This window comes from Alkalibacterium iburiense (genome assembly GCF_039521845.1).
Lineage (GTDB): Bacteria > Bacillota > Bacilli > Lactobacillales > Carnobacteriaceae_A > Alkalibacterium > Alkalibacterium iburiense.
On the sequence record NZ_BAAACW010000035.1, the window covers coordinates 1 to 14,390 of the forward strand.

7 protein-coding genes are annotated in these 14,390 nt (G+C 40.1%); 1 reads left to right on the forward strand and 6 read right to left on the reverse strand.

Annotated features, from left to right (window positions below; all coding sequences use genetic code 11):
- Positions 1 to 119: 119 nt before the first annotated feature.
- Complete coding sequence (locus ABDZ53_RS02780; RefSeq protein ID WP_343753759.1) at positions 120 to 971, forward strand: DegV family protein; 852 nt, start codon at positions 120 to 122, stop codon at positions 969 to 971.
- 44 nt (positions 972 to 1,015) lie between these two features.
- Here ABDZ53_RS02780 and ABDZ53_RS02785 read toward each other — a convergent pair whose 3' ends face one another.
- The 6 genes from ABDZ53_RS02785 to ABDZ53_RS02810 all read right to left on the reverse strand — a co-directional run bounded on the left by ABDZ53_RS02785 (position 1,016) and on the right by ABDZ53_RS02810 (position 14,082).
- Positions 1,016 to 1,855 carry an endonuclease/exonuclease/phosphatase family protein gene (locus ABDZ53_RS02785; protein ID WP_343753761.1) on the reverse strand — a complete coding sequence of 280 codons (840 nt, stop codon included), beginning with the start codon at positions 1,853 to 1,855 and terminating at the stop codon, positions 1,016 to 1,018.
- A 19-nt stretch (positions 1,856 to 1,874) separates the two neighbouring features.
- Positions 1,875 to 4,049, reverse strand: a complete 2,175-nt coding sequence (locus ABDZ53_RS02790; protein WP_343753762.1) for a PTS transporter subunit IIBC — start codon at positions 4,047 to 4,049, stop codon at positions 1,875 to 1,877.
- Between the two features lie 26 nt (positions 4,050 to 4,075).
- A complete protein-coding gene (locus ABDZ53_RS02795; RefSeq protein WP_343753763.1) occupies positions 4,076 to 5,776 on the reverse strand; it encodes an alpha-glucosidase in 1,701 nt (566 codons plus the stop codon).
- 367 nt (positions 5,777 to 6,143) lie between these two features.
- A complete protein-coding gene (locus tag ABDZ53_RS02800) occupies positions 6,144 to 6,845 on the reverse strand; it encodes a hypothetical protein (protein WP_343753764.1) in 702 nt (233 codons plus the stop codon).
- 334 nt (positions 6,846 to 7,179) lie between these two features.
- The gene (locus tag ABDZ53_RS02805) at positions 7,180 to 8,664 is read right to left on the reverse strand and encodes an aldehyde dehydrogenase family protein (RefSeq protein WP_343753765.1); all 1,485 of its coding nucleotides are present in this window, start codon (positions 8,662 to 8,664) and stop codon (positions 7,180 to 7,182) included.
- Between the two features lie 261 nt (positions 8,665 to 8,925).
- Complete coding sequence (locus ABDZ53_RS02810; RefSeq protein ID WP_343753767.1) at positions 8,926 to 14,082, reverse strand: pullulanase; 5,157 nt, start codon at positions 14,080 to 14,082, stop codon at positions 8,926 to 8,928.
- Between the last annotated feature and the right edge of the window lie 308 nt (positions 14,083 to 14,390).

Consider the following 14,390-nt stretch of genomic DNA (forward strand, 5'->3'; position numbering starts at 1 on the left):
AAAATCGCACTGTTAACAAGGAAAAGTAGTAAACCGGTTAGGTTTTGACACCCTAACCATAGTATGATTACTAAAAACCAGTAGTATAATGATGATTGATCATTCGAGGGGGACCTACCATGATGAAACTGATTTTCTCAACGGAAAGCGGTGCAGATTTACCAAAAGAGTTTATTGATGACTATCAAATATATGTCGCACCCATGCACGTGATTATGGATGACACAGACTATCCAGACGGAAGCATTCCTGTTACAGATATCTATGAGTATTATGATAGAACAAAACAGATACCATCCACTACTTCTACTAATCCTCAAGAATATACGGAGCTATTTGAACAGATTAGAAAAGATGAGCCGGACAGCACGATTATACATATCGGGTATACGTCTCGCGCCTCTTCTTCTTTTCAGCATGCGACGATTGCCGCAAAAGACTTTGAAGACATTTATTTAATTGATGCTCTCAATGTGTCCGGAGGATTAGGTTCGATTGTTCAGTATGCGGCCAAATTATATGAAAGTCAGCCTGATATTGAATTGGAGCATTTGCTGGAAGACATCAAACAGACCGTTCCTAAATCACGCTTTTCTTTTGTACCCGGCAGCCTTGATTTCTTGAGAGCGGGAGGACGGGTGTCTAATGCCGCTTATATTAGTGCTTCGCTTCTTAAGATTAAACCGTTAATTGAATTGATTGATGGCAAGCTCACTTCAACTAAGAAGTACCGCGGGCCTATGAAACAAGTCGTTGAGAAGATGTTCCGTGACTACGTGTCAAAATACAATTTAGACAAAGACATTCTTTATCTGCTTTTTTCAGTCGGATTAGATGACACAGTTAAAAGCAGAATGGAAGAACTCGCTAAAGAGGCAGGCTTTGTCACTATACAATGGATACAAGCCGGAAATGTTATTTCTACTCATGCCGGTCCCGGAGGCGCAGGTTTTGCAGGACTTGAAAAATGAGCAAAAAAGGAAGATGAGAGCTTATCCTCATCTTCCTTTTTCGTTTATTTGAATGTAACAGCGACTCCGAAGTGATCACTGACGACCGGCTCTTTTTTTCCGTCAAAAACAACTCGGCACGTTTGAATGCCTTCTGTATAATCAGTGAAGACAAAATCAATGCGCTTTTCGTCTGTGTGGCCTTCCCACCCATCAATGTCGCTCAACACTGTAGCAGAACCTATTCTTTCTTCCGCTTCTTGATAGGCATCCACTAATTGTGGAGCGGTTTCTTTTAAATAGGTGTAACCTTCTCCAGAAAGGGATGCTTCATTGTTAAAGTCACCCATGAGTAGGTGCACCGACTCTTTTTCTGACTGGATATGAGGAAGGGTGTGATCCCATTCGGTTTGAAATAAAGGGTCTCCCTCAGGGCCTTTCCACCAAGAGTAGTGACAAGAAAAGACGACCCATTCTCTGTCCTTTATGTCTGTCTTGGCTTTTAGGACCCTCCTCGTCAGATGATTGGCATAGTCCGTACTATCTGAAACGAGAATGCTTTCTGAAGAGAAAGGGGTTTTGGATAAAATCGCCACCCCTTCGTCAAACTTTCCATACCCAATATGATTAGCCGTCCAGCTCCAGTAATAAGGGAGTCCGCGTTCCTTTAGTAAGCGAACGAGCAGTAAAGCAAAATTGTCTTCTTTCAGTGCAATCGGTTCGACGTCACCTGTTGGGTTAACGAATAAATCGTCTTCCACTTCTTTTGACTCAATCGTCTGGTTTATTTCCTGAAGCGCAATAAGGTCAAAGTCTTCTTTAGAGATAAAGTCAGCGATCTGATTTAATTTTACTTCTGGTTCTTCTTCCATCCATGCGTGGGTATTTAAAGTTAAAACCTTCATTATTCTCTCCTGTTTCTTTTTATCTTACTGTACCAATTTCAGTTGACACAGTCACGTTTTCTGTTTGAGTGAGTTCAAATGCTTGGTTATCCGTTAAGTTAGTGAAGACAACGAGGATAGACGTGTCTTTTCCTGCTGCTTGGACTGACTCACGGTTCATTTCAGCGATTTTTTCTCCCGCTTCAACGGTCTGTTCTTCTTTCACAAAGACTTCAAAGCCTTCTCCATTTAATTCAACGGTGTCAATTCCCATGTGAACCAAAATTTCTATACCGTCTTCTGTTTCAATCCCGATGGCATGTTTGGTAGGAAAAATGCTGCGGATGGTTCCAGACACAGGTGAAACCACTTTGTCTTCAGTAGGAATGACAGCATATCCGTCTCCCATCATTTTTTGAGAAAAGACTTGGTCGTTGACTTCTGTAATGGAGATAACTTGACCATTAGCTACCGTTTGAATAGCCGTTTCACCAGAAGGTGCAGAAGACGAATCTTTTGATTCTTCAAGTGGAGCAGCTTTTGGCTTTTCTTCTAAAGTTGATGCTGGTATCGTCATATTCGAATCTAATACATCAATGATATCTGATTTCAACACGTCAGCTTTCGGACCGTATACGGCTTGAACACCCGTATCTTTCTTCACGAATCCCATTGCGCCTGCTTTCTTCCAGTCCGCTTCATTTCCGACTTTATCGGTATCTTTGACTGATACACGTAAACGTGTCATACAGGCATCTACATCAGAGATATTGTCTTTCCCACCCAGTAAGTGGATGATGTTATAAACTTGCTGAGAGGCGTCTACAGCTTCTGAGCTGCTTCCCTCTTCAGATCCGTTCTCATAATTTCCGTTACGTCCTGGTGTGGCATAATTGAATCTCTTAATTAAGAAATTAGCTAGGAAATAGGTTCCGACACCAAACAGGATAGTGACCAAAACAAAGTTGAGTAAATCCATTCCTAAACCAGCGCTAATAGCCATTGGCGTACGTGTCAGCAATTCGATGTTTCCGAATGCGTGAATACGTAAGTTGACGATGTCGGCCATTGCAAAGGCTAATCCTTGAATAACAGCGTATATACCGTATAAAGGAAGAGCAGCGAACATAAACATAAATTCCAAAGGTTCCGTTACACCAGTTAAGAAAACAGCTACAGCTGCAGAAAGGTACATGGATTTGTATCCTTGACGTCTGTCTTTGTCCACGTTTTTATACATAGCATAAGCCAGACCCATTAAAATACCTGAAGACCCAATCATTTGTCCGACTTTGAATCGGGCAGGGACAAAGTTTTCAATCGCATACTGATACGTGCTTGTATCTCCTGCTGCATCTAAATTAATCAAGTCTCTTACCCATGCTAACCACAGTGGGTCTTGTCCGAAGACCATAGACCCTTGTTGTGCTCCACTTAAGATTTCATAGGTTCCACCTAGTGGCGTGTAGTTAATTGGAATAGTCAACATGTGGTGAAGACCAAATGGCAGTAAGAGACGCTCTAAGGTTCCAAATAAGAACGGCGCAAGAATCGGTGCAGTATCTTGTGATTCAGCAATCCACACACCGAAACTGTTAATTCCACTTTGAACAAAAGGCCATAGTATCGCTAGTACGATGGAAGCAATTAATGACCATAAAATAACAACAAACGGTACAAATCGTTTCCCGTTAAAGAAAGATAAGGCATCTGGTAATTTTCTAAAATTATAGTATTTATTGAAAGCCATGGCTCCCATGAAACCGGCAATAATACCGACAAATACACCCATGTTTAAAGCGGGTGCTTCAAGTACACTGACGAAATATCCATCAACGGGGATTTCTGCTCCGAATAATGTGCTAGTCACGGCATCCGGGTCGGCTAACATTTCACTCGTTACACCGAAGATAGCCCCTGTGATACGGTTAATTAAGATAAAACTGATACCGGCCGCAAAAGCACCGCCCGCTCTATCTTTAGCCCAGCTTCCACCTATCGCTAAGGCGAATAGAATGTGCAGGTTACCAATAATGGCCCACCCGATATTTTCAATTACACTGCTTACAGCTACTAAAGCTTGCAAGTCTGGGTTAATCAGCGGGAGAGACCCACCGATACTAATCATTAATCCAGCGGCTGGCATAACGGCGATAACACCCATTAATGCTTTACCGAACTTTTGCCAAAATTCAAAATTAAATATTTTTTTCATCTGTCTTCTCCTGACTAACTCTCTTATTAAGAAAGTTTATAGTAGTTTGGATCGTGCCATACTTTTTGTTTCGCTACTTTGTACACGCGTGCTTCATAGGGACGCAACGTCATCTGTGCATTGCTTTCATCCGTAACGGTGTAATTCGATAGCTTTAAATCGCCTAATTCTAATTCTTCACTTAAATCAATAAAGGTTGTTTCGTTGAACATATTAACGATTATGACATATTCTACGCTTTCATATGCACGCAAGTAAGCAAATACTTGATCATGTTCTTTTGCAATCAACTCGTAATTCCCATAAATTAATGTCGGAGTTGTCCGTCTCATTTGAATCATTTTTTTGTAATAATGATAAATAGAGTCTGGATCATTTAGAGCTTGATCAACGTTAATGTCTGGGTAGTTTGGATTCACTCCAAGCCAAGGTGTTCCTGTCGTAAAGCCTGCCTCGGGTTCATTGGTCCATTGCATAGGTGTTCTAGAATTATCTCGCCCATGTTTCCAAATGTATTCCATAATTTCAGAGTGATGCTTACCGTTTTCAATTTCTTCTGCGTACATATTTCTCATGCCCACGTCATTGTACTCCTCAATCGTATCGAACTGGACATTGGTCATACCAATCTCTTGTCCTTGATAGATGAATGGTGTTCCTTGCATGAAGAAGTAAAAGGTCGCTAACGCTTTTGCAGATGTTCTTCTTAAGTCAGCATCATTTCCCCATGTAGAAACAGAACGAGCTAAGTCGTGGTTTTCAATAAACAAGGCATTCCATCCACGTCCTTCCAGTCCCTTCTGCCAACGAGTCATCACATCTTTTAATTCATGAATATCTAACTCATCGTCATTAGCTCCCCAAAGACCTAAGTGTTCAAATTGGAAGATCATATTAAAGTAGCCGTTTTCTTCGCCTACCCATTTGTCTGCATCTTGAATACTTACACCGTTTGCTTCCCCAACTGTCATCACATCGTAATTTTTAATTGTTCGTTCCGCAAATTCTGATAAGAATAATTCGATTCCAGGCTGATTCATATGACCGCCAAATGATGGAACAACTTTTTTGTTTAAAGGATTCGGCATGTCTGGATAACCGTCTTTTTTCTTAATGTGAGAAATCGCATCCACTCGGAAGCCATCAATTCCTTTATCCAGCCACCAGTTAACCATGTCATATAAGCTTTCTCTAACTTGTTTATTTTCCCAGTTTAAATCTGGCTGTTTTTTAGAAAAGACATGCATATAATATTCATTCGTTTTTTCATCATATTCCCAAACCGATCCGCCGAAAATAGATTCCCAGTTATTGATGGGTGACCCATCCGAAGGCGCTGGATGCCAAATGTAATAATCCCGGTATGGGTTGTCTTTTGAAGAACGGGATTCGATAAACCACTCATGCTCGTCAGACGTATGGTTGATAACCAAGTCCATAATCAAGCGCATGCCGCGTTTATGCGTCTCAGCTAAAAGCTCGTCAAAGTCTTCCATTGTACCGAATTCTTCCATGATTCCATGGTAATCACTAATATCGTATCCGTTATCATCATTTGGCGACTGATAAATCGGACTGATCCAAATAACATCAATACCTAAATCTTTTATATAATCTAGTTTTTGAATGACACCTTGTATATCACCAATACCGTCACCGTTAGAGTCATAGAAGCTTCTCGGATACACCTGATAAGCTACTGCCTTTTTCCACCACTGTTTATTCATTGTATGTGTATTCACTCCATATTCATTTACAATTGTCTATACAAGCTATTTTTTCCACAGCATTTCTAATATTATAGAGTTTATTGTTAGTATTCAATAGCTTTTTTAATGTTAACGGTATCAGAATTTTTTGGGAGCGCTTTATAGCTTTATTTATAAATAATGTAAAAAGGAGTCCTAATTTATAGTTATCCTCTAACTCACTGATATTTTTAGGGCGAGTTAACAAAAAAATATGACTTATCCTTTAACTCAACACGATAAGGCATTTGAGTTAAAGGAAAAAGTCATTCCTTTTCAATATACAAAAAAAGACCCCTGTTATGATGGGGTAACATCAAACAGAGGGCCATCTTAAATGTATAGTTTAATACAGTATTGATTCAAAAGGTATCACTTGACGAAAAACATCTAAATCTTCTTCATCTTCTCCGAAATTTAATAAATCATATCTATTAAAGTAAGTTTCATAGGTCGCTTGATTGAAGAAGGAGTTATCGTGAGCGTACACAATGGTAAAATCCAATCTGTCTTTTGGATAATCTTCTATTAACTCAAATTCTATATAAGTCACTAGTTCTACATCACTCAATGTACGCCTTGTAACATTCTCTGGTTGAAAGGATATCCAAGAAAAACCTATACTACCCATACGAGTCACGTACAGTAAGGACTCTTCTGAAATATTTCCTTCCGCATAAAGATAAATGTCATTATTAACTCTCACACTATCGTTGAAAGTTAAACGAGGTATAATAGCATATCGATCACTTTCTTGCTTAAATAAAAAAGCCTCAACGTGCATCTCAAGGTCACTGTCTGCAGACTCTGATTGAATAGTGTCGACTTGCATGTGTTCTAGAAAAACAAAATTCTCCTCTAAATAATATGCCATTCTTTCCCTTTGAAGAGAAGACAAATCTTGAATTAATTCATTTGGCATATCATAACTTTCAAAGCGACTAATGATTTCATCCTCTTCCAGCCTCTCAATTTCCCCACTCATATCCTTTGTGCAGCCTGCAATAAATGGTAGTAATAGGAATAAGTAAATGAGTCTAAAGTTCACTTTTTACTCCTCCTTTCTACACTACTTATGTAAGGAATGATACTTTAAAAATTAATATATGTGTTCACATAATCCTCCTGTGATAGAGAGCAGCGTAAACCACTATTTACTGATTTCTGAATGGGCTACTCATTATTTTTCAACAACAAATCGGCTTGGTCTACTCTTAAAAACGACTTAAAGACTATATAGATTATTATAACAAAAAATATAAACAAAATTGAGTGACTTATCTCCGGTTGCCTACCTGAAACAAGACACTCAATTAGTTGCTTAATATTTAATGACTTAAACTCCTACTTTTGAAGTTCACTACACTGTCTCTCTTTATTTTTTAGAGATACAGCCCTTCTGTGCCTTCTTCAGTGGAAATATAAATGGATTTCCACTCACTGTATTCATCCAAAGCTCCACGATACGTTTCGCGACCAACACCAGAATTTTTAAAGCCGCCGAATGGATCACCAGCAGGGAATTCTGAGAAGGTGTTTACCCACATACGCCCTGTACGCACACGGCGAGCCGTACGGATGGCTTTGTTTAGGTCTCTTGTAAAGACACCGCCTGCTAAACCATAGTCTGAATCATTGGCAATTTTAATTGCTTCTTCTTCATCTTTGAAGCGGATGACTGTCGCAAAAGGACCAAATATTTCTTCGCGGGCGATTTTCATATCGTTTGTTCCTTCAGCTAAAGTAGGTTCCATAAAGAAGCCATTTGCATAATCGCCTTCTGTCAAGCGGTTTCCACCTGCTACAATAGTTGCCCCTTCATCTTTCGCAATTTGAACGTATTCTAAGTTCTCTTTTAATTGCTCTTCATTGACTTGAGCACCCATTTGCGTATCTTCCGCCCATGGCAAACCAACTTTTATATTCTCAAAGGCTTCTTTTAATTTATCTAAGAATTCATCGTAAATATCATCTTGAACAAGGACACGAGAACCTGCACTACATACTTCTCCTTGGTTAAAGAGTATGCCTTTCATGACACCCTCAACTGCTTTATCTTGGTCAGCTTCATTATAAATGATATTGGCTGATTTTCCGCCCAGCTCTAAAGTGACCGGAATGAGTTTTTTACCGGCCATTTGACCAATCTTAGAGCCAATAGCTGGTGAGCCTGTAAAGGCCAGTTTGTCAATATCACTTTCTTGCAGGAACTGTCCGGTATCCTCTCCGTAACCTGTCACAATATTGACGACGCCAGCTGGCAGGATATCTTTCAGAAGTTTACCAAGTTCGAGTAAGGATAGTGAGGTGTCTTCCGCTGGTTTAATGACTACGGTGTTTCCTCCTGCAAGGGCAGGGCCTAATTTCCATGCAGCCATTAAAAATGGGAAGTTCCAAGGGATAATTTGTCCAACGACTCCAATCGGTTCACGGAATTGGATAGACAGTGTGTTCTTTCCGTAGTTTCTTGTATACCCTTCCTCCGAACGAATCACCGAAGCAAAATAACGGTAGTGCTCAATCGCTAGATCAATATCTATTTCCGCTTCTGCTAAAGGTTTTCCGTTGTCATAAGAGTCCATCCATATAAATTTTTCTTTATTTTCTTCAATCGCATCGGCGATTTCAAGTAATAGGTCTGAACGTTCAATAATTGTGCTGTCTTTCCATGTTTCGAAAGCTTCTTTTCCTGCTTGGACTGCTTTCTCCACATCTTCTTGTGTGGCATTAGGAATCGTTGCGAGCGTTTCTTTTGTTGCAGGACTGACTGAATCAATCGTTTCATCTCCAGAACTCGCTACCCATTCTCCACCTATAAAGAGTTGATAAGAACTGTCAAAAAGGTCGGTCGGCTGATACTTTACCATAACTATCTTCTCTCCTCTTATTTCTATTTAGGCTATGTTCCTCGCCTATAACTTCACCCTATCAAAACGTTTACAGAATGACAAATTATCCAGGCTGAAAATGGATGAGAAAGGGAATGTTTCAGAATTTCTTCATACTTTTGAATTTACTGTGAAAAAGTAAGTAGAGTTTGTTAAGTAAAAACAAGCTTTTAATGGAGTGTCATTCCACTAAAAGCTTGTTTCATTCTGAATTTATTTATAAAAGTGAATAACCATTCTTTAACGACCAGTGTTATTTCTTCTTCCTGGCGCTTGATTGCTCGGATGGTTTTCTCCTTTTTGACGACCTGGTGCTGTATTGCTCGGATGATCCTCATCCTTTTGACGTCCCGGTGCTCTATTGCTTGGGTGGTCTTCACCTTTTTGACGTCCTGGAGCCTGATCTCTTGGATGAGTCGAATCTCCTTCTCCCGGTTCTTCCTCACCTGGATTCGGTTCTATCTCTCTGTCAGTCATTAAAATAACGGAAGCAGATAGAGGTGCAAGAGTGACACGTGTCTCATTTACTTCTAGACCTGTCGGGTCAGAAATTGCCTCTGTTCCTGCGTTCTCAGCATCTACAAGGATATGACCAGAAGATAAATCTGTTTCCAGTGTAAAGGTTCTTTCGCTGTTATCTGCATTGACAAAGATATAGTAGCTATCTCCATTGGAATCTTCCGCACGGTAGACGATAGCTAAATCATCAGCCTCAATTTCTGGCACCTGAATCAGCGAAACCATCTCATCAATTTCTTCCATTGTTCCTTTACTAAAGGCATCTGTGCTTCTTCTTAGCTCAATTAAACCTTTCGTATATGAACGCGTTAGAGTGTTTATTGGATAGGCATCAACGTTAGTTGCTTTCTCCCAATCGAAACGATTAATAATATCAGTAGAGTCATACGAGTCATGGATGAAGTACGGATAAGTAAATGGATTCCCTTCTTCATCTGTCATAAATGTCGACTTATATGGGACCTGGTCACTGGCTACAGGTTCCATGTAATCGGGGTCTCTAAACTGTTTTGTGCGCCCGAATTCTTGTCCTGCATGAATAAACGGTGTCCCTTGGGCAGTCAGTACCATTAAATTCCCTAAACGAATACGTTCATGAATTTCTTGTTGGTGGTATTCTGGGTCTTTCTGGATTGATTGAGCAATGACATCATGTAAGGTTAAGTTATCATGTGCTGCAATATAAGGTACAACGTCCCCTGGATCATCCGCGGTAAAGTTATGCGGATTAGCTGTTAAGTTATCAAAAATACGCTGGACTGATCGGGCTCCCCCAGTTAAGAATCTTGGTTCGCCTTCACTCCCGAACCCAGATTTCAGTTCGTTTCTGAAGTCATCTGAGAAAGATCCAACCGCTTCTGTATCTTGCATCCAATTCTGATCAGCTGGCTGGACATCTTCATACCCTTCATCTCCTGCATAGGTAATCCATCCTTCACCGATCATTAAGATATTAGGGTTTAATGCTTTGGCTTCATCATAAGCTATTTGAATCGTCTCAGCATCATGATCACCCATCATATCAAAGCGGAAACCGTCTATTTTGTATTCTTCTACCCAATACGTAATGGAATCCACTAAAATACGGCGAGCCATTTCGTGTGTTGTTCCTAATCGGCCTCCACCAAAACTGGTTCGTGGAGTACCGTCAGCATCCATAAAGTGATAGTAATGAGGTTCTAAATCTTCAAAGATGTGCACACGCGCTGTATGGTTGTATACCACGTCTAAAATGACCCCCATACCCCGAGCATGAATTTCATCAATGAGATTTTTAAACTCTTCAATTCGTTTGGCAGGGTCTTCTGGGTTTTCAGAATACATCCCTGTTAGTGAGAAATAACTGTGTGGGTCGTAGCCCCAATTATAGTTTGTATTCGTTGAGGCATAATCCAGCATACGCTCATCGTTTTTAAACTCGTTTGCAAAGAAGTAACTCATAACTGGAAGTAACTGAATATGAGTGACTCCTAAATCTTCGATATAATCTAATTTTTCAACAAATGAACTAAAGGTTCCAAATTGGCTCGTCAATTCATCTGCAATCGACGGATCAGAGGTAAAGTCTCTCACGTGAATTTCGTAAATAATCGCATCTTCACGCTTCTCATACCCTTCTATTTCAGCATAGTCTAACTCTGGTCCAATGTGACTAGGATTGACTATCGCTGCTTTTCCAATGTAGTTATCAGGATTGCTGCTGTCCCAAGCTGCCATTGAGCGGGCATAAGGGTCTAATGCTAGGACTGTTTCGCCATCTCTTTCAATTTCAAAATGATAGAAGTAACCCGTCACATCCTCTAATCCTGTCGTTGATTCATCTAGTACAACTTCCCATACTCCTGGAGCTCCAGGACTCATTTCAATGGAATCATTAACTATCGTGTCTTGATCTGCTTTATCATATAAAATAATCCGAACAGCGTCTGCACTTGGGGACCACATTTTTAATTCTGCTGTTCCATCTTCATTAAGATTCAGCCCTAGTTCCCCGTCGTAGGCATAAAGCGAATCTTTTAATCGCCACCCCATTAATGCCGTCGCTTCTCTTTGCTCATAACCGACCGTAAACGGAGCTTTATCTAAATTAAACTCACCGACCAAAATAACCACATTCCTATCATTATCAATTTCTACATCTGTAAAGATAACATCATTGCCTTCTTTATCTATAAGAGTCAAACCATTCATTAGTTCTTCTCTCGACACATTCTCTGTAGAGCTAAAGAAGACTTCAATTTCAGTTTCTGAAATGACTTCAGCTCGTGTGATTCCCTCTTCTCTTACGTAATAAGGATTAGTATAAACCGCCTCACTTCCTTCACGCATAAAGACTTGAGTATGATGTAAGTCACTAAAATTCATATCGTCAGTCTGGAATCCTGTTTCTTTATTTAATAGGATAAGTCCGACATGAGAAGCATGAGGGATTAACTCTACATCAACATAGTGACCGTAAAGACCTTCAGTGTCAAAATCATGTGCTCCTGTTGGCCAATCCGAAGTCGGTTCAGCCACATCTTCCCATGTCCATAAGCCCCAGCCAGAATACTCTTCGTCCGGTCTTAAGTAATTGACACGTAAGACATCCCCTTCTAATGGTTCGTAAGCAAAGATGTCGCCATCATTCGTGACCCAGGCTTCGTTCATTTCTGGAGACAAAATATCGATGCTCATATCGTCTGTCAAGTTGCTTCCGTTAGTATGGTTAATTAAAAAGCCAATAGTTTCAGGATTGTCTGCTAAGGCCACATCCATATAATAGCCAAAATCTGTCTCTCCTGCATCTGCAAAGGATAAAGCTCCATTTGGCCAATCTTCAGAAGGATCTAAAACGTCCTCCCAAATCCATAACCCAAGATCAGATCGATCATCCGACGGAAGAGTCTCAAAATGGATGCGAAAAAATCCTTCTTCTACCTCTTCTGGTTGATCCGTATCTTCTTCTGGTTCATCTAATTCCTCTTGGATAAGTTGGCCATTTTCTACTGAAAGGAGCGCTGTTCCGCCTTCATTGACAGAAGGGATAGTAAAGGTAACTGATGTTTCCTCTTCTCCCTGCACAGCATTAAAGGTTTCTAAAGAATAATGGTCTGTTACTTCCACGTCTTCAGAATCGACGCCTACCGTAATCGTTTGGGCTTCCTTCGAAACATTAAAGGCCATGTAAACTGATTCATCTGATAGCGCCCGTTCAACCAGTATCCAGTCCTCATCTTCAGAGGTTAAGAAAGTGCTTCTGCTACCGCGTGATAACACTTCACTGTATGTGTTTCTGAACGCAATCACAGACTGGTAATGATTTAAAATGGCATTGTCTTCCATTAAATCCCAGCCGAAATCATAACGGTTATCGTAAACCGGCCAATTATCCAGACCACTTTGACCTAATTCTTCTCCGTAATAAATAACCGGTTGACCTTTGGCTGTCATTTGTAAGGAGGCAGCCAGCATAAGTTGTCCGGTGTTTTCCATTCCTAGTGAATACAAGAAGCCAGGCTCATCATGACTTCCAAGGAACTGACCTAGTGTTGCATCGCTTGTTATACCTTCATTCCGATCGATTAAAGTCTGATTGGCTCTTTCCAATCTGCCATTTACAAAAGATGAGGCGATATCTTTAAAACCGAAATCTAACAGAGAATCCATTGTTCCGGTATTCAAATATCCGTGATGCGCAGCATAGTTAGCTCCCCATGATTCACCTATTAGTTTGAAGGCAGGGTCTCTTTCAACCAATTCATTTTTAAAGTGCTGCCAGGTTGTGTCATCGACGTGTTTCACTGTGTCTACACGGTAACTGGCAATGGAATTCCCATTTGGAGTCGTTGCCCGGTCAAGCCAAGATGCTTGCCACTCAACTAATTGCTCTCTGACTTCTTGTCGTTCCGTTTCGAAATCAGGCAATCCAGCTAATTCCATGGTGAAATCATCTGAACCAGACTGTTCTCTTATCATTCCATCAAAGCGTTCTCGGTCTTCATTTGTAGGATACCCTTCAGGTGGATTTTCCATTCCATCATTAGGATGCATCCCGTAACCGGCATGGTTTAATACGACGTCTACCATGATCTTAATGTCACGTGCCGCTGCACTGTCGATTAACTCGTGAAACTCTTCCAGTGTCCCTAAGTGTGGGTTTAATGCTTCAAAATCATTTGCCCAATATCCATGGTAACCATAATACGCTCCAGCATCGCTGTTGTATTCAACGTCATAGCCAACATTCTCAACAATAGGGGTAATCCAAATGGTTGAAATACCTAGATCGTCTAAATAATCTAGATTATCCGTCACCCCTTTGAAGTCTCCTCCTTGATAAACACCGCGCTGGTTGTCTGCACTCTCATAATCTAAGCCATATGGATTATTATTTGTTGGGTCTCCATCAGCGAATCGATCAGTCAACATGAAGTAAATGATTTCTTCATCCCAGTCTATCTCTCCTTCTTCTTTTTTACGAGGCAAGATAGTCGCGTCTGTTTCTGTTTGATAGAATCCATTATGTTCGTCCCACACAGTCACTGGTATCGCATATGTTCCTGGTTCAATGATGTACTCAACCGATAGAGTCACACGATTAAGTTCAGGTGAGATAGATAGGGATTCTGAACCACCTAACATAGAAACATCTGCAGTTATTCGGTCAATCGAAAGATTCGATTCATTTATTATTTCTATATTTAATAAGGCTTGCTCACCGTAATGAAAGTCTCGGTTTACTGAAGCTGTAACCGTTATATTTTTTTCCCCTTCTTTCTCTTCCAAAGCTTCTTCTGCCTGTACGGATAACTCGGTCTGCACGAGCGTTTGGATGGGGAATACGAATAGACAACCTAAAAGTATTGTAGAAAAAATCAAGTTTCGCTTTTTACTCATCAATTCATCTCCTTCTTAACAATAAGAAATAACTATCCTTGTTCTGACTAAGGAGAGTTATTTCATTTAAATTATCACGTATTGTTTTATTTTAACAAAGTAAATTAATGTTAGACCCTACTTTTAAAGCTATAGCTTGTAATAGTCCTGTAACTATCATTACTGTAGCCTAAGAAGGATAGCTTACATTGTCTTCAGTAAAAGCATTTTTATTATTACAATTTAATAAGATTCATTATACCTGAATAATTCATACCTCTGATTTTAGAGGCTATTTTACCAAATTAATTTGCGTTTTGATTAAGTTT